The following is a 22647-nucleotide window of genomic DNA, read 5'->3' as shown; positions in this document are numbered from 1 at the left end:
CTGATCAACTACCGACGCGACGCAATGGAAGCACTAAGCCAGCCGATTAGACCCGCTGGCGGTGACAGCACCATGAGTCTCCAACTTGCTCTCGTCGCAGCAAATCGAACCGCCGTCTGGCTCCGTGCCCGCGCTAACCAGTACAAGGAGAACCAAAAATGAGTGACCAGCCGACCTATGAAGAGCTTGTCCTGCGTTGCCAGCGACTCGCTAACATCATCGTCCGCAACAACCGTGGAACCGAGGAACTGCTACGCGCCGAGGTGAAGAAAGCTAAGGCCGAAGCATGGGATGAAGGCTACAACAACGGCTGGGGTGATGGTCGAACCGATTCTACTGTCGAGGACTACAACCCCTATAAGGAGAAGAAATGAGCAGTGGTAAGTCTCGGAGTTTCGAACGCGACCCGTTACCAATCTTCCAAGCATCCTGTGCGTGTGGGTGGAAGGGCAACGAATGGTCGTTCAAAGCACCCGTGCGAGAAGAATAGGCGGCACACCGTTGCGACAACTCAGAAACCTTGTCCTGTGAGAAACAAGGATAAAAGCTGATGCCGACCATGATAGAAGCTCAACGGCTGTCGGGTGTTGACCGAGGGAAGCATGTGAAGTTCACCAGCGCCGGCCCACGGTACCTGGTCTATGAGGGGACGCTACTGCAGGTGAAGCACCTGGGAGACGGCTGGACAACGATCGTCATTCGAAGCGCTGATGGTCGGATCGAATGGGACCATGTACCGCCCATCACCCACGTCACCATTACCGGGCTGCCAACCCCGTCCGGGCTGAACCTACACAAATCAATCACCATCCAGGAGGGGCCGTGAGCTTAGTAGAGCGCCGAACCAAAGAAACCATCCGCCACGAATACCTGATCCCCAACGGATCTGTGTGGGTGGAAATCGGCAAGGCCTATGCAATGGCGAAGCGCGACATTGAAGACGCTGGCAAAGACCCCAGTTACGACGATGCCGCATCCATCACCAGCGACGACGAAAACATCATCATCTACTGGGAGGAAACCAAATGACCGCCTGCGCCACACCTGGCTACGGGTCAGTGCGTGACTTGATCCACCAGCTCACCCGCGAGCACGTCCGAGACGGCAACTACCGGGTATCACTCCTCGCAGAACTCCAAGGCGAAACCACACCCGGCAGGAACACCAGCGGCAACAGCCCCAAAGACGAACTGAAACTCCCCGTAGCCGCCGGCACCATCGACCTGTACCAGCGGATCCGCAAAGAAGCGTACGACAACCTGTGGAAGTGGAAACACATACTCTGCTCAGGGACGTTGGAAGAAGTCATCCAAGCGTTCGCTTACGCAGGGGAAGGCGACGACCCGGGGGAGAACATCGAATACTTCACCAAGCTCCTGCAAGGGTGGGTGGACTCGATAGAGAACCTCCTCCGACCGTCGAAGCCCCGCCGGAAAATCCATGCACCGTGCCCAGCGTGCAATGAGAAGTATTTCGGTGAGGAACGCACTGTCGCGTTGACGGCGAACATCTGGGACGAGCACGAGAAGATCATGCCGCCTGGGCTGTGGGACGTGGCGTGTGGTGCGTGTGGTGCTGAGTGGAAGGGTGAGCAGTTGAACTTCCATGTTGCCGCTTTGCATACCTCTAAGGCTTCTGCGTAGTTCTGCGTCTGTTTAGTGTTGGAATATGCGGGAAAGTTTGTTAAAATTGGCTTGACTGCGGATAACCATGCCCAGTCTGGGTGGGTCTTGTTAGCGCATCTCCCCACCCGGAAGCCCCGCGTTGAGGTCACTCCGCGGGGCATAACTGTATAGCCCCACACACGAGGTGGGGAGCGCGTCCGGGTATGTCCCCGCCGGTTCACGACCGAGACGCGCACGATGCTGGTTTGCTCATGGCCAGTAGAAACCCGTCACCCCCATGGACGGGTCGGCATGGTTCCCCGCCGAATTGAAGCGGACCACCACCCGGGCAGCGTAAACCTGGGGCAGACTGACCGCCGAACATCGGAGCGCGTGTTTCCCAGTAAGCGATTGGGCAAGGGCAAAGCAAAGGAACGTCTGCACACTATCGAGTCCTAAACGGAAACGCATGGACTGGTTTGAGGGTGTCACCGTATGGCTGGCTAACTCGACAAGCAGGTATCCGAAAGGGTAGCCGCATTGCGTGCACCCGCGCCTGAGAGTCTGACTCAACAGCGCGGGTACACTGCGCCTTTGTAGCTCAACTGGCAGAGCAACCGCCTTGTAAGCGGTAGGTTCCGTGTTCGAATCACGGCATCGGCACGAGGGGTTCCTGCTAACCCGCACGACTCCAATAGTCGCGACGGACGCTAAGGCTGGACAAGATCCGAAACTCACAGAGTTCGAACGGGGATCCAGACCTGCCCCACACATACTTGACGGCGCGACCCCTAACCAAAACTTGATGCGAGTAGGCCAGCCGCCGTCACACACTTCATGGAAGGAGGGCTGAGAATGTGGCAAAACGCAGCTACACCGAAGAAGAACGGCAAACAGCCCTCAAGCTTTACGAATCAGACGGTCCTAGCGCTGTAACTGAACAGCTCGGCATCCCGAAGCAGACCGTAGCTCATTGGGCCAAACAGTCTGGCATTCGGACGGTCCGAACACAAAAAACGCGTGAGGCGTCCGAAGCAATTTCAGCAGACAACAAAGCACTACGCGCCACCATCGCATCGAAGACGCTTTCAGCAGCAGACAAAGCTTCAGACCTGATCATGAAGAAGCTTGAAAGCATCGAAAGGATGGACGCCGACGAAGGCATGAAGGACCTGGCGACAGTCCTTGGCATCCTCGTAGACAAGCACGGCGCGCTGGTGAAGATGGACCAGTCGAACGAAAATCACTCTGCTGTTGACTCGTGGCTGGAACACATCACGGGCCTGCCAAATGAATAAGCCCCAAAGAGGTGCAACTCTCTGGGGCTGATCGACTACCGATTAGGACGGTATCCGACAATGACTATTGTTGCATGCTCAGTAGACAGATGCAGTGCAAAGATTCACGCGAAGGGCATGTGCCAAGCGCACTACCGCAGGATGCGTAAGCATGGCACAGCGAACGTGTCTAAGCCGGTGCTCACGAAGATCCAGGACGGATACTCATGGTGCGCTGCTTGCCAGACGGTGAAGCCCCTCGAAGACTTCCCCAAAGCATCCGACCGGCACAGGGGCGTGGCATCCTATTGCCGTTCTTGCACATCATCACTGCGCAGCACCCGGTATAGGGACACGCTCAACACTCAACAGCGCAGATGGTTGGATGCTAACCCGGGTAAGCGAACAGAGTACTCGCGACGGTACGCGCAAGCTAACCCGAAGAAGCGCAAGGAGTTGCGCGCACGGCTCAGGGCCAATAACCCTGAGCTGTATGCCGCGATTGCCAAGACAGGCGAGAACAACCGGCGCGCACGCGAACGGAACGCGCCAGGCAGCGCAACGACAGCCCAGATCCTCGCCCGCTGGGAATACTACGGCGGTAAGTGCTGGATCTGTGGCGCACCAGCCGAGCACATCGACCACGTGAAGCCGCTCGCCAAGGGCGGTTCGAACTGGCCAGCAAATCTTCGCCCTGCCTGCGCACCTTGCAACCTCAGCAAGCGTGACACATGGCCTTACACCTTGGAGGTGAGCGGCAGTGCAGGTGCGACCCCTCAACGGGAAAGCGAAACTCGCGCTGTCCAACCCCTCGACGTCGATCGAAGCCTACGAAGGGTCAGTGCGTAGCGGCAAAACCATCACCACGCTGATCGACTGGGTCAGATACATCCGCACCGGCCCAGCTGGCGCACTCGCAATGTGCGGCCGCACCGAACGAACCGTCATCAATAACCTGATACTCCCCTTGCAGGAAATGCTCGGGAAGCAGCGAGTACAGGTGAACTACGGAACCGGTGTGGTAAACATCTGCGGCCGCGACGTACACATCTACGGCGCGAACAACGAACAATCCCGCACCAAGATCCAGGGCGCAACACTAGCCGGCGCATACGCGGACGAAGCATCCACCATGCCCGAGAGCTTCTTCAACATGCTCTACACCCGCTTGTCGGTGCCTGGAGCTAAGCTCTGGCTGACAGCCAACCCAGAAGGGCCAGCGCACTGGTTGAAAGTGAACTGGTTGGACCGGGCATCGTTATGGATCGACGGGCAAGGGAACTTCCACCGCAACACGAGTGACGACGTTCTGGACTTGCACCGGTACACGTTCCTGCTCGATGACAACGACTCGCTTTCACCTGAGTACGTTGAGCGCACGAAGCGCTCGTACACTGGCCTGTTCCGTCGCCGGTACGTTTACGCCGAATGGGTTGCTGCTGACGGTGCGATCTATGACGCATGGGACCCGGACAAGCACGTGGTCAAGTATGAGGATCTTCCACAGATGGTCCGCTATCTTTCTGTGGGCGCTGACTACGGCACCAGGAACGCTTCGGCTGCTGTCCTGCTAGGCCTCGGCATCGACCATCGTTTGTATGTGGTGGACGAGTTCCGGTACGACTCCAAGCAAGCGGAAGTCGTGCTATCCGAACAGCAGGTAGCTGAGCGATTCAACGCCTGGTTGCAAACGCATACTGACGCTGGACGTCACCCGGAATGGGTTTGCATTGACCCTGCAGCGTTGTCGTTCCGTGTGGCCGCTGCGAACCTCGGCGTGCGGAACGTGATCGAAGCGAACAATGATGTGCTGTACGGGATTCGTACGGTGTCCTCGCTGTTGGCGGCTGACAAGATCCGTGTTTCCGATCGTTGCAAGTCTTTGATTGTTGAGTTCCCCGGGTATGCGTGGGATTCGAAGGAATCGGAGAAGGGCAATGATAAGCCGATCAAGGTTGCTGATCACACGTTGGACGCGTTGCGGTACAGCCTGATCACGACTGAAACTAACTGGCGACCATATGTTGCCTTGGCAGCATAGGAGAGCATCATGGCCCAGCAGTTCCGCAAGAAGCCCGTAACCATCGAAGCGATGCAGCTTACTCGTGAAAATGCTCATGAGGTTGCCCTTTGGTGCGGAGGGCAAGTCGTAGAGCTGGTGAAGCCAAGCGATCCAACGGACGCATATCTGGCTTTGGATATTCCCACGCTTGAGGGAACTATGCGCGCTGAGTCTTTCCACGCTTCTACTTGGAATGGGCAGACCTATTCCGGTGGCGACTGGGTCATTCGTGGCGTGCAGGGTGAGTTCTACCCGTGCAAGCCGGACATTTTCGAGCAGACCTATGAGGCAGTATGAGCCAGCTACCCACAGTAGGACGCATCGTCCAGTACAAGGACTACAGGTCTGAACAGCCACTTGCCGCGATCATCACCTCTGTATTCATCGAAGATGACGAACAGTACGTGAACCTCACAGTTTTCGAAGCAGACGGATCAACGATTCCCCGCCGAAACGTTAGGCAAGCCGAACAACTCACCGAGTACTACTGGTCTTGGCCAGCTCGATAACCTAGGAGGCCGCCTTGCCGTTGCCAGCCAACAACACCGTGTGGCCACCCAAACAACTCGAAGCGATCACACCAAAGCTCAACGAATGGGCCGCCTGGTACGAATCCAACACCGACAGTCTCACCACTGTGTACACGAAGCAACCTGCAAACGTACGCCGTGGTGTTATTGGTGCGGTGAAGCGGTTCTTCTGGGGTGATACTCGCACTGATCTGACGAAGCCTGCTGAGCGTAAGCTTCACGTGCCTGCTGCAGCAGACTTGTGCAAAGCATCGAGCGATCTTCTGTTCAACGAGCCACCAACTGTGACCGTTGACCACGAGAAAACTCAGGGCCGGATTGAAGACCTTACCGGTCCGGACTTCCACGATGCCCTCGCGAACGCTGCCGAAACCACTGCAGCGCTCGGCGGTTCGTTCCTCCGCATCACGTGGGACGTGGATCTTGAAGATCACCCGTTCCTCACTCACGTGGACTACGACGCGGCTCTGCCTGAATTCCGGTTCGGACGACTCGTTGCGGTGACGTTCTGGCGGGTAGTGCAAACTGACGGTCAGATCGTCTACCGGCATTTGGAACGGCACGAAACCATCGACGGTATCGGTGTGATCTTCCACGGCCTGTACCAAGGCACATCAACGAACCTAGGGCAGATCGTCCCACTAGCCGACCATGCGTCAACTGCTGGTCTTGAAGTGGATGACGAAGGCAAGATCAGTACCGAGTCCGAAGGCCTCGCAGTGTTCCACTGGCCGAACATGGGACCGAACCGGTCATGGCGCAAAGACCCGCTAGGACAGTATCTTGGCCGTTCGGACTTGGACGGCCTCGAACCGCTCTTCGACGCACTGGACGAAGCGTACACATCATTGTTGCGTGACGTTCGCCTGGGCAAGGCCATGCTGGTTGTCCCCAACTCGCTGTTGAACAACAACGGGCCCGGCGCCGGCGCAAGCTTCGGGCAAGATGAAATCTACTCGGGCGTGAACGCGCCCCCTGGTTCGGCAGCTGACTCCAAACTTAGTATCGAGCAGATCCAGTTCGACATCCGTGTGCAGGAGCATGAGCAGACGATCAAGATCCTGTGGGATCAGATCATCAAGTCCGCCGGCTACAGTGCACAGACGTTCGGTGATGGTGGCGACGTTGCTGTGACCGCGACGGAGGTGTTCGCGAAGGAACGCCGTTCCGGGCTGACGCAGGGCCGTAAGGGTCGTGCTGTTCGCCCCGTGTTGGAAGCCATCGTGAAGAAACTGTTGGCTGTGGATAACCTTGTGTTCAACTCGGGTAACGACCTCACCAAACCGGTTGAGGTTGAGCTTGCAGACGGCGTGAAGGATGACCCTGAAGCGTTGGCACGCACCGCACAACTCCTTGGCACCGCGCTGGCCGCGTCTATTGATACCCGTGTTCGCATGGTCAACCCGAACAAGGACGAGAAATGGATTGACGCTGAGGTTGAAAAGATCAAAGCGGAAAACCAGCTCGATTCATTAGCTGATCCCGATACTCTAGGCATCGACGGTGAAGGCTTGTCTGAACAGTTTGGGGTAGAGAATGGCGATGCGACCGAATGAAGCACGTGACCTCGCTGAGCGTGTGCGTGACATTTATGTTGCTGCTGAGTCGCTGATCTTGGAGAAGCTGGCCCGGGCTGTTGCCAATACTGGTGATAGTCCGGACTGGTTGACTACTCGACTAATGGAACAGCGTGCTTTGTTGAGGCAGTTGGACAGGATCCTTGCTGATCTTGACCGCAGAGTTCCGGGCGCTGTTGAGCAGGTTGTCGGGCTGGCTTATAACCGTGGGATCGCTTATGCGGTCAACGACGCGGAGAGGGCCGGTATTGAGGGTGACTTGTTCGGGCGTGTAGCTAACACCGGCGCTGAAACCGTGATCGCCCGGGCGGCCATCGAACCGCTTGGCGGTATGCGGTTGAACGTGCGCCGGTGGGTGTCCGATGTTTTCAACCGAGTGACATTGCAGGCCGCGTCCGAAGTTATCACGGGCAACGTTACCCGGCGTGAAGCATCAGCACGACTGCTGCGAACCTTGGCAGGGCAGGGCGTGAAGGGTTTCACCGATCGTTCTGGCCGTCAGTGGGAGATGGGTGCATACGCTGAAATGGCGACCCGCACTGCAACCTCCCAAGCGTTGCGTGAGGGCCACGGCGACCGGCTGTTGCATTACGGGGTGGATACGGTCATCGTGTCTGACAGCCCGGAGGAGTGCAAGCTCTGCCGGCCATTCGAGGGGAAAGTGCTCTCGCTGACCGGCAAGACCACGGGGCGGCTCAAAGACGGCAATACCGTTGTTGCGTCGTTGCGTGAAGCTACTGGGAAGGGCTTGTTCCATCCTGGTTGCACACACTCCTATTCGGTGTACCTACCAGGCATCACCCGCGGGCCCGGCCGTGTGACGGCGAACCCTGAGGGTGACCGGCTCCGGCAACAACAGCGCGCATACGAGCGACGTGTGCGCGAGCTGAAGCGCGAGAAGATCCTCATGCAGGAAGTTGACCCGGCAGCCGCGAAACAGGCTGGGGTGAAGCTCCGCGCCAAGCAGGACGAATTCGAAGCCTGGCGCGAAGCAAACGACCGGAAGAACCTGTCCTACCGGACGAACCCTAGGACGCGGTGAATCGAGTTCCGTTGACGATCTTGCTATCTACAGATGCCAGTACCTCAGTATCACCGATGTAGCGAGTGCCGATCACTGAAATCCACGCTGCCGGCGAGAACTCGATGCTAATGAATCGGTCTTTCGTGTCAGCCTCGGTGATCAACTGCAACACACCAGCATCTGTGATGTGGTAAGCGTCGCCAAGGTTCTCGGATACATGCGATTCGTTTTCAACAAGAGTTACTTCGTAGCTCATTTTTCCCCTTCGTAATTGCTGGCATTTTGCCAGTAACGCAAATCATATCGGAAGAATTCCAAGCCCTTGAAAGGGGTTATTTGTCATGCCTCGACGCACTATCCACGGGATCGACCCATACGCACCAGGTGGTGTTGAAGCTCTAATCGAGTTCAACCGCGGACTATGGGGCAACATGCAGATGAACGCCGACGGCGCGCCCGCGGGAGAACCAGCGGGCGAACCTGCCGGCACCCCTGCAGGCAACGAGCCACCAGCTGGCAGCACTCCGCCGGTCACGCCACCGGCACCAAAGGGCAGCGAAGCTCCGAAGGGTGATGACTGGGACGGCAAGGTTGAATCCCTGCCAGCTGCAGCGCAGAAGATGATCGCAGACCTGCGCAAGGCTGACGGTGACGAACGAGTAGCGAAAAAGCAACTCGAAGCCATCGCCAAAGCCCTCAACCCTGACGCGAAGGGCGACGAAAAGCCCACCGCAGAACAACTCACCAAACAGCTCGCAGAACGCGACACCGCTACCAAGCAAGCACAGACCGAACTCGCGGTCTATAAGCTCGCTGGCAAGCATGGTGCCGACGCTGACGCGCTCCTAGACTCCCGCGCCTTCCTGGCGAAGATCGCGGAACTCGACCACACCAAGACCGCCGACGTTGAGAAGGCGATCAAGGAAGCAGTCGAAAGCAATCCCAAGCTCAAGTCCGTCCGGGTGGCGGGATCGAGCACGGCCGACGGCGCTGGCGGGTCCGGCGAAAAGGCCAAGAAGAATGCCGGTCTGGGCGACGCCCTAGCCGGTCACTACGCCACTAACTAGAAAGGGACGGCACCATGCCCGTAACTCTTGCGCAGGCGTCTCAGAACGCCGCGACCGCCGTCGATACTGCGGTAATCGACGAATTCCGTACCTCCGCACTGCTGGACCAGCTCATTTTCGATGATGTTGTGAACCCAGCTGGTGGCGGAGCTACCCTGACCTACTCGTACCGCCGACTGGCCACCATGGGTGACGCTCAGTTCCGTGCGGTGAACAGCGAGTACACCCCGACCGAGGCGACCACCACTCGCCACAGCTCGGACCTGAAGATCTTGGGCGGTTCGTTCCAGATCGACCGTGTCCTGGCGAAGGTCGGTCCAGCTGCTACCGGTGAGGTGCAGTTGCAGATGGATCAGAAGATCCGTGCTGCGAAGGCTACCTTCTCGGATGCTGCGATCAACGGCGACTCCGCCGTGAACGAAGACAGCTTCGATGGCCTGTCCAAGGCGCTGACCGGCTCCACCACTGAGGTGGCCGCCGGAAACACCGCGTTCGACTGGTCAGCAGTCATGAACGAGGACAACAGCTTCAAGGTGCTTGACGCACTGGACGAACTGTTGGCCCTGCTGGACGGCGACCCAACCCTGCTGATCTCCAACGCTAAGGCGCTGGCGAAGATCCGTGCAGCAGCTCGTCGCTCCTCGATGTACGTCAAGGAGCCGGGCCCGGGCAAGTCCAGCTTGGAGCGTTACGGCAACGTGCTCCTGTTCGACGCTGGCAAGAAGGCCGGCACCAACCAGGACATTATCCCCGTGACCGCTGGCGCTACTGACCTGTACGCGGTGCGTATCGGCCTGGACGGATTCCACGGCGTGTCCACCGCGGGTGGCCAGCTGGTCGAGACCTGGTTGCCTGACTTCACCAAGGCCGGCGCTGTGAAGACCGGCGAAGTGGAGATGGGCCCGGTCGGTGTCGCGCTGAAGGCTACCAAGGCTGCCGCGGTTGCTCGCGGCGTCAAGGTCGCAGCAGCCTAACCAACCCCCTTGTGAAAGGCGGGACGCTTACGGGTGTCCCGCCTTTCCCATTTCGGAAAGGAACGACCATGGCAACAACCATCAAGTCCCCACAAGAGGGATACAACGGTACTGACACGTACGGTCCGCTGACCTTGGATTTCGAGGACGGTGTGGCGACCACTGACGAGACTCTGTCGGCTGGTCATAAGGCGTACTTCAAGAAGCTCGGCTTCAAAGTGTCTGGTTCGCGTGCACAGGCCAACGACTCCAACGATGACGGTCCGTTCGACCCGTCGAAGCATTCGGTTGACGACGTTCTGGCCTACCTTGGCGTAACTGAAGGCAATGACCCCGTGACCGCGGGTGAGTACGAGCGCGTCATCCAGGCGGAAGAAGCTGGCAAGAACCGTTCGACCCTGCTCACCGCTGCAGCGGACAAGAAGGCCGAGTGGGATGCCGTGAACACCGGAACCAATGAGAACACCGAGGGTGGTGACAAGTAATGGGAGCTGATCCACGAGTAGTAGGCGAAGTTTTCGACGGCACCACCCTCCGCGATGCTGCCGTAGATCCACGGCCAACCGACTTCCTACCGCCGACCAACGCTGGTCTGGAAGGCGAAGCCGGCAACCCGCACGGCCCTAACGTCGTATCTCCGGAGATTCACGCTGTGGAGGGCAACCGCCCTGTGCTTGCGGGTCTCGTATCCAGTGACCCAGCAGTTCAGGAAGCGGCCGAGACCGCGCATCTGGCCGAGTGGCATCAGACCGCCGGCGCTATCACCGCGTGGGCTGCATCGACGGCCTACGTGGTGGGAGACCGTGTAACGATCGCCAGCGGTGCGATCCTCACCGCATCCGTAGCAGGAACCTCGGGCACCGCGGAGCCGACCGGCTCTGGTGTCGATGGAACCGTGACCTGGGCATAACGAAGGAGGGGCATCATGCGAATCTATGCAACAGCTGCTGACGTTCAGGAATGGACTGGCCAGGCGCCGCCGGATAACGTGGTGCCCCTTCTCCGCTTTGCCTCCGCTCTGGTGGAGGAAGCGACGATGTTGGCCGTTTATTCGGTCGATTCCGACGGGATGCCACGGCACACCAAGACTGCCGCTGCCTTCCGCGACGCGACATGCGCGCAGGTAGCGTTCTGGGCCGCCAACGATCTGGACCCCGCAACGGGTGAGCTCGTAGAGACTGGCAAGCGTGTGGCATCGTCCAAGAGCATCAAGGGCGCTTCGGTGTCCTACGATACGGCGGACGCGGCCCGTGCCAAGCAAGCCAGGGTGGACGCCTTACGGGCTCTCTGCACTTCGGCATTCTCGATCCTCCGCAATGCTGGTCTGATCAGCACGGTGGTGAACCGATGACCGTGCAGATCGATTTAGAGAAGCTGGTCAAGGCGCTACTCGGTATTGCCCCAGCCCCAGGTGAACCACTCGGCAAGAAGTCAGACTATGCGTTAGTGGGGCCAAGCAAATGAGCTCTGCAGACGAGCTGGAAGACTTCTACGACAAGACCGTAACCGTCCGAACCCTACTCGGCTCCGACGCGTGGGGCGACCAATGGGAAGAAACTTCGAACGTGCGGTGCTTCCTCGATGAAACACGCACACTCGTGCGTGACGGGGCCGGCGCCGAAGTCATTTCAGAAACAACGCTTACCGGCCCACCAGACACCGCCGGCCTGTACACGCCCGGTTCGGAAGTCATCCTGCCAAACCGGACCGCGAACGTCATCAAAGCCGGTGTCGCGGATCCGGGCTTGCTGGATCTTCCCGCGCACGTTGAAGTGGCGTTGACGTAATGGCTAGGCCAAAAGGCAAGAGTGTTGGCTCGTGGTCTTATAACCCGAACCGCAACTTGATGCAGACCCTCAACGGTGCGTTGGAGAAGGGGCTTGTCCTTGGCGCTGAGCACGTCCTGGGGGAGTCCAACAAGCGTGTTCCTCACGAAGAAGGAATTCTGGAAGACACGGGCAGTGTCTCCTATGAGAGTGGCAAGCTCCGTGCGGCAATCAGCTACAACACACCTTATGCAGCGGTCCAGCACGAGGACATGAGCCTGCGCCACGACAACGGGCGCGAAGCGAAGTACTTGGAGAACGCCCTCAACGCGGAGAAAGACACCGTAGGCGAGATTATCGCCAAGGCGACACGAGGGGAGTTGTGATGTTCCAAACCGACTTCATGACCGCCATCGCGACACTTCTCCATGATTTGGGTATCGGCACGTTCCGCACCAGCGGAACCTATACCAGTACCGAAACAGCGATCAGCTTCGACCAGCTGCCACCTGACCCTGACCGGGCAATCGCCATCGCGCTCTACCCGGTAGCTGATGAAGGAACCACGGACAGCATTCAAGGCATCCAGTTCCGGATTCGCGGTCCCCGCAACGATCGACGGTTCGTCAAAGACACCACGGACCGGATCTTCGATGCATTCCACGACCTGAAACACACCACATGGGGGACAACCCCGGTCGTACGCGTGTACAGGAACAGCGGAGCGAACCTCCCCGCTGATGCCAACAACCGGCAAGAAGCCACCCAAAACTATTACGCCCAGATCACCCGGTCTGGCACACATCGAAAGGACTAGATCATGACGATCACCCCCGGCGTGCTCGGAGACTGGGCAATGGAAGCTGCCCCGTACACAGACGGCACCGAACCAACCACCTGGACCCGTGTATTCGGCATTACCGAGTTCACCCCACCGCAGACCGAGAAGAACTTGGAAGATGATTCCGAGTTCGACGGTACTCACTGGACTTCGCAGATTGCTACTGCAATCGGCTGGACTGGTGAGGGCACCTTGAAAACCCCGCGGGCTGGCATGGCTGCCGACCCGGGTCAGGAAATCCTTAAGGCTGCTTCCCGCGGAGTCCTTGAAGAAGGCATGGCGCATGTCCGCTTCTGGCAGGACGGCGCCACTACCGGCGACCAGGGCATTGCCGATATTCAGTGGAATGCCAACGGCGGTCCTAAGACCGACCTCACCACGGCAACTCTCACCCTGACCGGCCGTGGAGCTCTCACCGAGTTCACCGTCCCAGTCACCCCGTAACCTTCCCCTGATCTCCGGTAGGCGTGTCGCGTCGAGGTGCACGCCTACCGGTTAAACCTCGACAAGGAGCACACCATGGGTAAGCTCAAAGACCTCTCCCAAATCATCAAGCCCGGCCATGACCTGCCGATCAACGGCAAGACGTACCATGTGCCGGCAGTGACCGCCGAAGTAGGTTTGGCGTTCAACAGTTTCGTCTCGGTCGCATTCCGTGCACAGCAAGCGAAGCAGAAGGAACAAGAATTCGTTCCCGACGAAGATGACATGCAGATCCTCAACGACCAGCAGGAACACGACATGGTCCGTGACGTTCTCACAGGCGGCCTGTGGGAAGAAATGGTTGAGGACGGGCTCACATTCGAGCACATGCGCATCGCGTCCATGTACGCACTCATTCACGCCACCCAGGGCGAAGAAGTCGCAGACCGGTTCTGGACTTCGGGGGGAAAAGCACAAGCGCCGAACAGGTCGGCGCGCCGAACGGCGACCCGGACCCGTACGGCCGCGGCAAGTACAACCCGGAAACGGGCCTAAGCGAACGGTACGAGTACCCGGACGGTAAAGCCCCCAATTCGGGTTTGCAGTGGGTTGACCTGTTCACCCACTGGAACCTGATCGAAGTGGACTTGCACCAGTTCTACGGAATCGACATTGAGTCCGGTGTCCTCAGAACACGTTCGTATCGGTGGCTGATCGCCCGTGTCGCTGGCCTGTTCGCGGTCGAGCATTCACGGCTTCGGTTGAAGATCTACCCGCCGGAGAAGAACAAGCAACCTGGCAGGCCCCGCCGGCGACGATAACCCTAGGAGGGCACATGGCTTTGAGCATTGGCGAACTGGTCGGCTACGTAGGCTTGGACACTTCCAAGGCTGAGAAGAACTTGGACGGGTTCCAGAAAAGCTTGAAGTCACCGAAGTTGCAGAAGGCTGCAATGGCTGGCGGTGCCCTCGCTGGTGCTGCTATGGCTGCCGGGTTGGCTTCGGCCATTCAGGAAGACACAGCTGTTCGTGCGTTGAAAGCGTCGTTGGATCCAGCATCGGCGGAAGCTGAACGTGCTGGCAACGCTGCAGGTGAATTGTTCTCCCGAGGCTACGGCCAGTCCATCGATGAAGTTACTGCTGCTACCGGCGCGGTCGTAACGTCCATCAAGGGCATGCGTGACGCGTCCGAGGGCGAGATTGTTGCCATGACTGCGAAGGTGTCCGACCTCGCGGCAGCGTTCGAACAGGACGCAGGACGTGCCGCCCAGGTAGTCGGCCAGATGATCAACACCGGTCTGGCCAAGGACGGTACCGAAGCAGCTGACCTGCTCACCGCATCCCTGCAGAAAGTCCCCAAGGAACTCCGCGGGGACCTGCTGGATGCGGTAGACGAGTACGGGCCAAGCTTCCAACAGCTCGGCATCAGCGGTGAAGAAGCCATGGCGTTGCTGGTCAAGGGCTCTGAAAAGGGCATGTACGGCATCGACAAGACCGGTGACGCGGTCAAGGAATTCGGCATTCTGGCTACGGACATGTCCAAGGCGACCGGTGAAGCGTACGCCATTCTGGGCATGGATCAGGAGAAGATGACCGCGGCCCTGCTGAAGGGTGGCGACGAGGGCGCGGAGGCGTTCCAGAAGATTGTTACCGGCTTGGACTCCATCAAGGATCCTGTCGAACAGTCCCAGGCGGCCATGGCGTTGTTCGGCACTCCGTTGGAGGACTTGAACACGTCTGAGATTCCTGAATTCATTACCTCCCTGAAGAATGCCGAGGGCGGGCTGGGCGACTTCGCTGGCGCATCCCAACGAGTCACCGACGAACTGCAGTCCGGCCCCGGGGCAAGCCTGCAAACGTTCAAGAACCAGCTGCAGTCCACGTTCGGCGACATGATGGAATCAGCATTGCCAGTCCTGCAACCTCTCTTGGACTTGCTGAACCAGTTCGCCCCTATCCTTGGCCCACTGGTTGCAATCATCGCGCTCGTGTCAGCGGCGATCATGGTCTGGACTGGCGTGCAGTGGCTGTTGAACGCGGCAATGCTCGCGAACCCGGTCACATGGATCGTGCTGGGCATCATGCTCCTAATCGGCGTGATTCTGCTGCTCGTCGCCAACTGGGAAACCGTCACGGCATGGATCACCGAAGTGTGGGGCGGGTTCATCACCTGGATTACCGGTGTCATTGAAACCTTCGCCGCGTGGTGGAACGGTGTCTGGCAGGGCATCCTCGACTTCTTCACCGGAGTCTGGGAAACCGCAAGCGCCGGCATCCAAGGATTCATCGACGGTGCGATTCAGTGGTTCACTGACCTGCCAGGCAACATCCTGGCAGCACTCGGCGACCTTGGAAACCTGCTCGTTGACGCAGGAAAGAACATCCTCGATGGGTTCCTTGAAGGCCTGACCAACGGATTCAACGCTGTCAAGGATTTCGTAGGCGGTATTGGTACTTGGATAGCTGATCATAAAGGCCCGAAGCAGTACGACTTGAACCTTCTGGTTCCCGCCGGCGGCTGGATCATGGACGGCCTTGAAGATGGTATCGAAGCGTCCATGCCTTCGCTCGGCGCAACGCTGGGCGACGTGTCGTGGATGGTCGCCAACGGTATCGATCCTGAAGTCGGCGTACCGACCTCGAACGGTGTCACCGCACCAGTCGAGGCCGGTGGCAATACTTTCAACGTGACCATCGAGGGGCAAGAAGATCCAGAAGCTACATGGCAGATCTTCAAATCCCGCGCCAACGAATCCTTACGCGCCCAAGGCGCCGATGTTCTGCTCTAAGGAGGGCGCATGAGTAAATCAGTAACCCTTGATGGTCAGGTCATCCACGGGATAGACCGCTTCGGTTCATGGCGTGTGCTGAGCGGCGTGGAGGGATGGAACGAGACCCCAGCAGAGAAAACGAACTCGGAAGCGCGACCTCTCGATGACGGGGACTATGAAGCTGAAGTGTTTTATGGTCCCCGCATGGTCACGCTAAATGGTCGTTTGTTTGCCCGTAACCCAAACCTCGCTTTCGATGCTCGCGAACGACTGACGGCCCTCCTGCACGCACCCGGAAAGTTCCAGGTGGATCAGATGGGCTTGCCGCGCTGGGCCACCGCACGTCGCGGACGCATCAAGCCCGGACAGATCAAAGGCCGGTACTTGCCGTTCCAAATGGAATTGCGGTTCATCGATCCTCGGAAGTTCGGGGGTGCCCAATCATTCTCCGGGCCGGTGGGCTCAGCATTCGACGTGTACCAGCGTGGAACATTCGAGGCCACCCCTGTAGTGACCGTAACGGGGTCGTTCGCCTCAGGGTATGACCTGCAGCTGAATGGACGGCTGGTGTCAATCACCAAGAGCCTCGCCTCCGGATCAACCCACACAATCGACATGCGTACAGGCATTCTTCGGCAGAACGGTGCAGTCATCGCCGGTGGGTTCAGTTATTCCGAACTGCTCAAGGTCAAGCCCGGCACGGCGCAAAGCTTCTACGCTGTGGCAGCTTCTGGGGCGGGGACCGTCCGGCTGGATTACTACGACACCTACATGTAAGGAGGCGGCGTGTACAAGGTCTACACCGTTTCAACTTCCACTTGGCGTGATCTGGCGTTAGTGGACCCTGCAGCATGTGCATGGAAGCGAACCTATAACGGTTCCGCCGGGGGCCTGCAATCCACGTTCAAGCTCTCCGACTCCGCTGTTCGTGCAACATCAACAGCAGGTGCATTGACCCCAGTCTCACGGTGCCTCCTCGTGGAGCACGACGGGGTACTGATGTATGGCGGAATTATTTGGGAAGACGACTACGACCGAGACTCCCAAACTTTGACCGTCAGCCACGAGGACATCTGGTCCCTGTGGGCGCTACGGCTTATTGCTGAAGATCGGACAGGCAACATTCCGGCATGGGTGACAACCTTCACTGGGATGGAGTACGACACTATTGTGAAACGGCTCGTCCAGCTTGGGACTACTGGAGCGGGCAGAACCATCCCCATCAACTATGAGGATGACTACACCGGCGGCAGGGCGCGAACCTACAACGGGTACAACCTCGAAACAGTGGATCAAGCAATCACTGAAATCATGAACTTGCCCAACGGGCCATACATTGACTTCAGGCCCGAGTGGAACGACGAACGCGACGGAGTGCGATGGACTCTACGCACCGGCGATTTGAACCCGGACGGACAAATGATAGAGGCAAACCTGTCCGCTGATGACTCCGCGGTGAGGGGATTGAAGCAGAAGCGATCAGGCCGTGAACGGGCAACGCGTGTGATGGGCGTTGGGGAGGGATCCGGCAAGGACATAAAGGTTCGTGCTGCCGCCGGCTCCGGGCCCCTTGCTTTGGAGCGTGTGGAGCAAGCCAAGAACATCAAGACACTAAGCGATCTTCAGGAATTCGCAGATGGGGAGCTTGCTCCGCGTAATTCCTTGATTACCCAGTACTCGATGGATCTGAACATCACGAAGCCTAATATCCGGAACTTGTGGGCGTTGAAGCCTGGCGCATTCCTGCGCTGGGTTCTGAACGGCGATCCGATGGTCCCCGCTGGGTGGCGCACCCAGAAAATCATGGAGTATTCCGGCGATATCGCGTCCAACTGGGTGCATCTTGAAGTTCAGTAGGAGGTCTGATGCCTAAGGAAATCAATCTCCGAAAGAACAAGGTTCAGGAACGCAAACAGCAGGTCAGTACTTACGGCACACAAACGCCGCTGTCCAGTACAGCAGTGGAGCGTGGATCTACCAGGTGGCTAGCTGGATCGAACGTGCAGATCGACGGCATCCTGGCAGTGGCCGGAACGTTTAACGTTTCTGGTGTAACCACGATTTCGGGGGTTCTTACGATTGCCGGCCCGACCGGGATCACCGGCAATCTGACGATCCAGGGTGTCACGGACATTACCGGGCAGCTGAACGTCACCGGGCCTACAGCATTGGACGGCGTGACCACGATTGGTGGGGACACGACGATCACCGGTCTCTTGAAAGTCGAGGGAGACACCACGGTTTCGGGCAAGCTCGATGTGACCGGACCTATGGCCACCAAGGGCACCCTGTCGGTTGAGGGCGTGACCACGATCAAGAACGATCTGAACGTCACCGCCGAGGGGCGCATCACCGTTGGTGATCTGGTCATTGATCAGTCCAGCCCAGGCGGGAACATCGGTTTTGACGGTGCCGGCATCACCTCGGGGCTATTAGGATTCCGGTTTACGGCAACTACGAAGGATGCCGTAGTGGAAAGCACCAGCGCGTCCGGGAAAGCTCAACTCACTGCTGGCGGGTCTACCGTGACGGCACGGGCTAACGCAATCGATTTGAACGCTCCAAAGGTGTGGGTAAATGGCGAGTTGGAAGCCACAGGAATTTCCCGTTTCCCAAGGATTTTTATTGGGAGTGGCTTTGACACTGAAATTTCCCCGACACGATTGAAAATTGGCACCTTGCCAACAAAAACGTCGGCAACAGCGAACGTACATTGCGACTCCAACGGATACTTCTACCGAATTATTTCTTAGAAGGACTGAAAATGGCACAACCAGCCGATGATGAAGCTTTGACTGAAGCGCTCGCATGGGTCGAAGAACTCCAAGCCGAGAATGAGAACTTGCGCCGCCAAGTATTCAGAGCTGAATCCATTATTGAAGAGTACCGGCAAGAGCAAAACGATCAGGGCTTCGATTTGAAGAAGCTCAGGGCCGAACTCAAACTTCAAGCACAACTCGCTCAACCCACCGCTTAGCACGGTGGGTTTTCTACTTAAGGAGGCGACATGCCCACGGTTACCGGTCACCTGCGGGAAATAGCTGGCGGAACACTTTCCGACGAGATCGGACAACTGGTTTTCCGGCTCAACCGCCCCAATGTCGGAGTGTCGGGGTTTTCCAAAGACTTTGTACTCCCCACGAAAGAGCATCCAGTAGCGCCAAGCTCGGATGGTTCGTTCAGCGTCAACCTGAATGCCACGGATCAGCTCGCCTACGAAGGCTGGTATGACGTCGGCATTGTCTGGAATGAATCAGAAGGGACTTTTTGGGACTTCGGTCTAAAAATCCAAGTTCCTAACGCTGGCGGGACGTTCGGCGAATTGCTCTATCACGGCGGAGGTGGTGGCGGTGGTGGCGGGAATCAGCTTCTTGTCTGGGTGGACGAGGCGCCACCTACCAATCCGCAACGAGGCCAATGGTGGTTCCAGCCATCAACCAACAATCTTTCCCGATGGGAGTAAACAGTGGCATGGATTCTAATCGCCAACCTCAAGGGCGGTAAGGGCGACAAGGGCGACACCGGCAACACCTACATGGGTGACCTGCCATCCGCAACGAATCTCCTGACTTGGTACGGGCTGTCCAAGGTTGGTTCATGGGGTGTGCCCACGCAAGCTATTGTCGATTCCACTGCGGGTCGTCCACCAGGTGCTAAGCCAGGCGTGGTGTCGATCATGCCTGTCGGTTCGACCGCTTCGATCCAGCGTTGGGAGGAATACGGGCAGACTGGACGTGTCTGGACCGGCTCGGTGAGCAATGGCCAGCGTCTGTCGCCGTGGAAAGAACTATCTTCCGCAGCGCATTACGGAAACATCGCCTTGACGCTGCTGACCCACTTCGATCAGATCGACTTCGACTCCGACTTCTCGGTGTGGAGCGGCACCGTGGCGACGGACATGGGCGCACCAGAAGGTGCCGTGGGCAAGATCCGCACTGAAGTTGTCGGCAACTTGACCTTGCAGACCTGGCGTTCCATCACTCCAACGGGTGCAGGCCCGAGCGAATACGTGCGGGCAAAGGGTTCGACCGCCTGGGGACCTTTCATCAAGCGTCACCCATCGAGCGCTCCTACTCCAACTGCCGTCGATTCCGGGACGAAGTCAGGGTTCAAGAACGTTGCCTTGCCGCTCACTCAACAGTCGTCTGGCGGAACCGAAGTAGCAGAGAACGCCACGGTACGCTGGCCTGTCCGCTACAGTGTGGGGGCGAAGCGGGCCCGGTTGCACGTGCGCAACTGGAACTACGCGTTGGGGATGAACTTTAGCGGCGCCGTGTCGTTCACTGGGGCATGGTTCGGGCCATCCTCGGGCGCGAACTTCACCGGAACACCCAACCGACTCCTGGCCGGGTTCACCACACCGGCAGATGGTTCAGAGTACGTTTCGTCGTGGTTCAGCATCAACATCGAGGAAGACCGTGAACAGCTGCTCAGCGTAGGGTTCACCACTGCTGCGGGGCAAAGCAACGCTCAGTCGCGTTCCGGGTGCTACCGGTCGGCGAACTCTGCTGATGCAGGGCTAGCGTCTGGCTTCGCCGGTACTGTGAACACGATGTCACCATTCGATGTGTGGCTCGAAGTTGAAGTGCCCGCAGAAACCCCCATTGTTGGTGGGTTCGGTGATTCAAACACTGTCGGAACAGGTACCACGTTCCCGGTCTACGATTCATGGTTGTCCCAGTATTGCCGGTCCACGCGTGCCCTGCCGCACTTCATGGCGATTCACGGCAGCAACAGCGGCTTGTGGGACGATCCGGAAATACCAGCCTGGACGCATTACGGGGACACAGCAAAACCGGATTCCGTGGTGTATTTCCTGGGGCAGAACGACCTTCAGGACGGCGTCACTCTGGCGACGATGCAAACGAATCTGGAAACGGTGCTGCCGATTGTCAGGGAAAAGCTGTCTGGCGATGTGTATGCGGCGACAGTCACCCCGGCCAACGCTAAGGCAGCAGCGGTGAACGATGTCCGCAAGGCCTACAACGCGTGGCTTGGCACCAAGCCTCTGGGGATCAAGGACACCTTTGATTTCTCGGGCGCGGTGTCAGATGACGATGTGACGATCCGAACAGCAGATAACTTCGACGGGGTGCACATGTTGACCAGCGGGCACACGAAAATGGCGGCGAAGTTGAGTGAGCGCCCCGTGAATCCGCAGGTGCTGACGCAGGTCGAAGTGGCTGCATTGAAGGCGCTCGTATAAAAAGCCAAGCGCTCACAGGGGGCGCATTTTTTATGCCCTCCTGTGAGCGTATCCCTAAGATGTGGACTAACTGAGACCATGTGCGAAGATCTATACAGTCTCCTCAATGAGACTCTGAGCATCGTCGAAATGCCAGTCCGGGCTCCGGCAGAATTGAGCGACCCAATGGCCGTCGCTGAGTTCACCGACGACATCCTCAATCGGTGCCAGGAAAACATCCACGCCGATCTGAATTGTCGGCCTACACCCGGAAACGGGAGCAAGGCAAACGCCACAGCTAAGCGCTCATCGCGCTGGCTCATCGGCGTCTCATCGTCCTGTACGCCATGATCCGAGACGGCTCGCCTTATGACGTTCCTGAGCTGAAAGTTGCTTGACTTTTTTTACAGGGGGGCACCCCAGGAAAAGTTCTCGTGGTAGAAAGTAGGCGGTAAGATTCGTCTATGATCACCTACTTCTACACTCGGTTCGGAATTGGCGTATCCGACCCACAATGGTGGGAATACCGGATGCGCCTATTCCAATCCGTCACACTCCCATCCATCACCACCCACCTCAACCACGAAACCCGGTGGGTGATCATGGTAGACGGGATGATGAACCCCAAACTCTCCCGAGAACTACACCGCATAGTGCAGGAAACCGGGAAAGCTGGGCACATCAACATCACACCAGTCCTCGCCTACGCGCACGCCCCACGAATGCTCGGGGCTATGCTCGCCCACTACCACACGGTGCGAGTCATCCGGGTAGACGATGACGACGCGATCAGCCACAACTTCCTCGACCTCGCACCCGAAACCGACGGAATACACACCTTCCCGCTCGGCTACGAAGTAGACCTCGCAGGACGACAAATGAGGCTCACCCGCCGCCCCTTCCTATCCCTCAACACCATCTACCAAGGGCCCGGGCAACTGGTAGAAGAATACGTGAGGATGGGACACCACCGCATCCAAGAATGGGCCGACAAACACAAGCTACCAACCGCCCAAATATCCACCCCAGAAAAGGTGTACATCTACTCCCGGCACAAACAATCTGACTCCACCTTCGGGGCCGTGCGCCGGGCAATCCACGATGACCCCACAACAAGGGTGTTCACCGCGGCCGCCCGGGCAGACTTCGGCATCAACGATGCCCGGTTCGAAGAATGGCGGGAACACGCTCGCACTGCGCCTTCGACCGGCAACACGAAAACTTGGGACCGGAACACGGAAATCACCAACCAAGCCGCACAACTACTGAAGCAGCTGGACGAGCTGAACCGGGCAGCTCGAAGAAACACCGCCAACATTTTTGAATAACCGAAACACGCGCAAGGCCCTCACCGGACGGTGTGGGCCTTTTGCATTCCCGAAACTTTTAGGAGGCTTCATGCCTACTCATGTTTTTCAGCCGTCCCGTAACCCGCCGAAGGGTGAAATATCTTTTCGAGAGAAGGCTTCGATGTTCCTTGATGGGGCGTCCTCCGTATTCGCCCTGGGTTCGGATAAGCCGGTGGCACCAACACGTGAATGCGCGGA

The 22647-nt window shown here is 58.2% G+C and carries 31 protein-coding genes, 1 tRNA gene and 1 pseudogene; 32 read left to right on the top strand and 1 reads right to left on the bottom strand.

The genetic code is table 11. The features are described 5' to 3' along the window. Positions 1 to 158 precede the first annotated feature (158 nt). The 12 genes from AB4Y71_RS17705 (at position 159) to AB4Y71_RS17650 (ending at position 8092) form a co-directional block, all read left to right on the top strand. Positions 159 to 374 carry a hypothetical protein gene (locus tag AB4Y71_RS17705; RefSeq protein ID WP_441722662.1) on the top strand — a complete coding sequence of 72 codons (216 nt, stop codon included), beginning with the start codon at positions 159 to 161 and terminating at the stop codon, positions 372 to 374. Positions 375 to 550: 176 nt separating this feature from the next. Then, positions 551 to 826, top strand: coding sequence for a hypothetical protein (locus AB4Y71_RS17700; protein ID WP_441722659.1), 276 nt, complete (start codon positions 551 to 553; stop codon positions 824 to 826). Then, positions 823 to 1029 carry a hypothetical protein gene (locus tag AB4Y71_RS17695; protein ID WP_441722656.1) on the top strand — a complete coding sequence of 69 codons (207 nt, stop codon included), beginning with the start codon at positions 823 to 825 and terminating at the stop codon, positions 1027 to 1029. The genes AB4Y71_RS17700 and AB4Y71_RS17695 overlap by 4 nt, the downstream gene beginning before the upstream one ends. Further along, the gene (locus tag AB4Y71_RS17690) at positions 1026 to 1643 is read left to right on the top strand and encodes a hypothetical protein (protein WP_441722653.1); all 618 of its coding nucleotides are present in this window, start codon (positions 1026 to 1028) and stop codon (positions 1641 to 1643) included. Before AB4Y71_RS17695 ends, AB4Y71_RS17690 begins: the two co-directional genes overlap by 4 nt. Before the next feature lie 551 nt (positions 1644 to 2194). Continuing rightward, positions 2195 to 2267: transfer RNA gene (locus AB4Y71_RS17685), tRNA-Thr, on the top strand. Between the two features lie 194 nt (positions 2268 to 2461). Beyond that, positions 2462 to 2902: a hypothetical protein gene (locus AB4Y71_RS17680; protein WP_441722650.1), complete on the top strand. Its 441-nt coding sequence runs from the start codon at positions 2462 to 2464 to the stop codon at positions 2900 to 2902. A 60-nt stretch (positions 2903 to 2962) separates the two neighbouring features. Next, positions 2963 to 3730: an HNH endonuclease gene (locus tag AB4Y71_RS17675; protein ID WP_441722647.1), complete on the top strand. Its 768-nt coding sequence runs from the start codon at positions 2963 to 2965 to the stop codon at positions 3728 to 3730. Then, complete coding sequence (locus AB4Y71_RS17670) at positions 3642 to 4922, top strand: PBSX family phage terminase large subunit (RefSeq protein ID WP_441722644.1); 1281 nt, start codon at positions 3642 to 3644, stop codon at positions 4920 to 4922. The genes AB4Y71_RS17675 and AB4Y71_RS17670 overlap by 89 nt, the downstream gene beginning before the upstream one ends. Before the next feature lie 9 nt (positions 4923 to 4931). After that, positions 4932 to 5240, top strand: a complete 309-nt coding sequence (locus AB4Y71_RS17665) for a hypothetical protein (RefSeq protein WP_441722641.1) — start codon at positions 4932 to 4934, stop codon at positions 5238 to 5240. Beyond that, a complete protein-coding gene (locus AB4Y71_RS17660; protein ID WP_441722638.1) occupies positions 5237 to 5452 on the top strand; it encodes a hypothetical protein in 216 nt (71 codons plus the stop codon). Before AB4Y71_RS17665 ends, AB4Y71_RS17660 begins: the two co-directional genes overlap by 4 nt. Positions 5453 to 5466: 14 nt before the next feature. After that, entirely contained in the window at positions 5467 to 7029 is a 1563-nt protein-coding gene (locus AB4Y71_RS17655) for a hypothetical protein (RefSeq protein WP_441722635.1), read from the top strand. Then, on the top strand, positions 7016 to 8092 hold the full coding sequence (locus AB4Y71_RS17650) for a phage minor capsid protein (protein WP_441722633.1): 1077 nt from the start codon (positions 7016 to 7018) through the stop codon (positions 8090 to 8092). Before AB4Y71_RS17655 ends, AB4Y71_RS17650 begins: the two co-directional genes overlap by 14 nt. Here the strand turns inward: AB4Y71_RS17650 and AB4Y71_RS17645 are convergent. After that, the gene (locus tag AB4Y71_RS17645) at positions 8079 to 8330 is read right to left on the bottom strand and encodes a hypothetical protein (RefSeq protein ID WP_441722630.1); all 252 of its coding nucleotides are present in this window, start codon (positions 8328 to 8330) and stop codon (positions 8079 to 8081) included. The genes AB4Y71_RS17650 and AB4Y71_RS17645 overlap by 14 nt on opposite strands. A gap of 85 nt (positions 8331 to 8415) precedes the next feature. Between AB4Y71_RS17645 and AB4Y71_RS17640 the strand changes: the two genes are divergently transcribed. The 20 genes and pseudogenes from AB4Y71_RS17640 to AB4Y71_RS17545 all read left to right on the top strand — a co-directional run bounded on the left by AB4Y71_RS17640 (position 8416) and on the right by AB4Y71_RS17545 (position 22428). After that, positions 8416 to 9141, top strand: coding sequence for a hypothetical protein (locus AB4Y71_RS17640; protein ID WP_441722629.1), 726 nt, complete (start codon positions 8416 to 8418; stop codon positions 9139 to 9141). Between the two features lie 14 nt (positions 9142 to 9155). Beyond that, entirely contained in the window at positions 9156 to 10115 is a 960-nt protein-coding gene (locus AB4Y71_RS17635) for a major capsid protein (RefSeq protein ID WP_441722627.1), read from the top strand. Between the two features lie 68 nt (positions 10116 to 10183). Then, positions 10184 to 10600 (top strand): hypothetical protein, encoded by a 417-nt coding sequence (locus tag AB4Y71_RS17630; RefSeq protein ID WP_441722625.1) that lies wholly within the window; start codon positions 10184 to 10186, stop codon positions 10598 to 10600. Then, positions 10600 to 11025, top strand: coding sequence for a hypothetical protein (locus AB4Y71_RS17625; protein WP_441722623.1), 426 nt, complete (start codon positions 10600 to 10602; stop codon positions 11023 to 11025). Before AB4Y71_RS17630 ends, AB4Y71_RS17625 begins: the two co-directional genes overlap by 1 nt. A 15-nt stretch (positions 11026 to 11040) precedes the next feature. After that, on the top strand, positions 11041 to 11466 hold the full coding sequence (locus AB4Y71_RS17620; protein WP_441722620.1) for a hypothetical protein: 426 nt from the start codon (positions 11041 to 11043) through the stop codon (positions 11464 to 11466). Between the two features lie 109 nt (positions 11467 to 11575). Beyond that, positions 11576 to 11902 carry a hypothetical protein gene (locus AB4Y71_RS17615; protein WP_441722617.1) on the top strand — a complete coding sequence of 109 codons (327 nt, stop codon included), beginning with the start codon at positions 11576 to 11578 and terminating at the stop codon, positions 11900 to 11902. Beyond that, complete coding sequence (locus AB4Y71_RS17610) at positions 11902 to 12267, top strand: hypothetical protein (RefSeq protein ID WP_441722615.1); 366 nt, start codon at positions 11902 to 11904, stop codon at positions 12265 to 12267. Before AB4Y71_RS17615 ends, AB4Y71_RS17610 begins: the two co-directional genes overlap by 1 nt. Next, on the top strand, positions 12267 to 12698 hold the full coding sequence (locus AB4Y71_RS17605) for a minor capsid protein (protein WP_441722613.1): 432 nt from the start codon (positions 12267 to 12269) through the stop codon (positions 12696 to 12698). The genes AB4Y71_RS17610 and AB4Y71_RS17605 overlap by 1 nt, the downstream gene beginning before the upstream one ends. 3 nt (positions 12699 to 12701) lie before the next feature. Next, complete coding sequence (locus tag AB4Y71_RS17600) at positions 12702 to 13166, top strand: phage tail tube protein (RefSeq protein ID WP_441722611.1); 465 nt, start codon at positions 12702 to 12704, stop codon at positions 13164 to 13166. A gap of 75 nt (positions 13167 to 13241) precedes the next feature. After that, entirely contained in the window at positions 13242 to 13700 is a 459-nt protein-coding gene (locus AB4Y71_RS17595; protein WP_441722609.1) for a DUF7426 family protein, read from the top strand. A 44-nt stretch (positions 13701 to 13744) separates the two neighbouring features. Further along, a complete protein-coding gene (locus AB4Y71_RS17590) occupies positions 13745 to 13966 on the top strand; it encodes a hypothetical protein (RefSeq protein ID WP_441722606.1) in 222 nt (73 codons plus the stop codon). Between the two features lie 14 nt (positions 13967 to 13980). Next, positions 13981 to 15933: a phage tail tape measure protein gene (locus AB4Y71_RS17585; protein WP_441722603.1), complete on the top strand. Its 1953-nt coding sequence runs from the start codon at positions 13981 to 13983 to the stop codon at positions 15931 to 15933. Between the two features lie 9 nt (positions 15934 to 15942). Beyond that, positions 15943 to 16692 (top strand): hypothetical protein, encoded by a 750-nt coding sequence (locus AB4Y71_RS17580; protein ID WP_441722600.1) that lies wholly within the window; start codon positions 15943 to 15945, stop codon positions 16690 to 16692. A gap of 9 nt (positions 16693 to 16701) precedes the next feature. After that, positions 16702 to 17772 carry a hypothetical protein gene (locus tag AB4Y71_RS17575; protein WP_441722597.1) on the top strand — a complete coding sequence of 357 codons (1071 nt, stop codon included), beginning with the start codon at positions 16702 to 16704 and terminating at the stop codon, positions 17770 to 17772. Between the two features lie 8 nt (positions 17773 to 17780). Further along, the gene (locus tag AB4Y71_RS17570; RefSeq protein WP_441722594.1) at positions 17781 to 18668 is read left to right on the top strand and encodes a hypothetical protein; all 888 of its coding nucleotides are present in this window, start codon (positions 17781 to 17783) and stop codon (positions 18666 to 18668) included. 11 nt (positions 18669 to 18679) lie between these two features. Next, positions 18680 to 18892, top strand: a complete 213-nt coding sequence (locus AB4Y71_RS17565) for a hypothetical protein (RefSeq protein ID WP_441722591.1) — start codon at positions 18680 to 18682, stop codon at positions 18890 to 18892. A 30-nt stretch (positions 18893 to 18922) separates the two neighbouring features. Continuing rightward, positions 18923 to 19378: a hypothetical protein gene (locus AB4Y71_RS17560; RefSeq protein WP_441722588.1), complete on the top strand. Its 456-nt coding sequence runs from the start codon at positions 18923 to 18925 to the stop codon at positions 19376 to 19378. Between the two features lie 3 nt (positions 19379 to 19381). Further along, positions 19382 to 21121: an SGNH/GDSL hydrolase family protein gene (locus tag AB4Y71_RS17555; protein WP_441722585.1), complete on the top strand. Its 1740-nt coding sequence runs from the start codon at positions 19382 to 19384 to the stop codon at positions 21119 to 21121. Between the two features lie 242 nt (positions 21122 to 21363). Continuing rightward, a pseudogene (locus AB4Y71_RS17550) lies at positions 21364 to 21498 on the top strand (IS110 family transposase); the annotation flags it as partial. 66 nt (positions 21499 to 21564) lie between these two features. Then, positions 21565 to 22428, top strand: coding sequence for a glycosyltransferase (locus AB4Y71_RS17545; protein ID WP_441722582.1), 864 nt, complete (start codon positions 21565 to 21567; stop codon positions 22426 to 22428). Positions 22429 to 22647: the final 219 nt, after the last annotated feature.

Origin of the sequence: Glutamicibacter sp. MCAF14 (assembly GCF_052114325.1) — a bacterium.
Classification (GTDB): Bacteria; Actinomycetota; Actinomycetes; order Actinomycetales; family Micrococcaceae; genus Glutamicibacter; species Glutamicibacter arilaitensis.
Note: the sequence above shows the minus strand (reverse complement) of the source record. Positions and strands in the feature narration are given on the sequence as shown.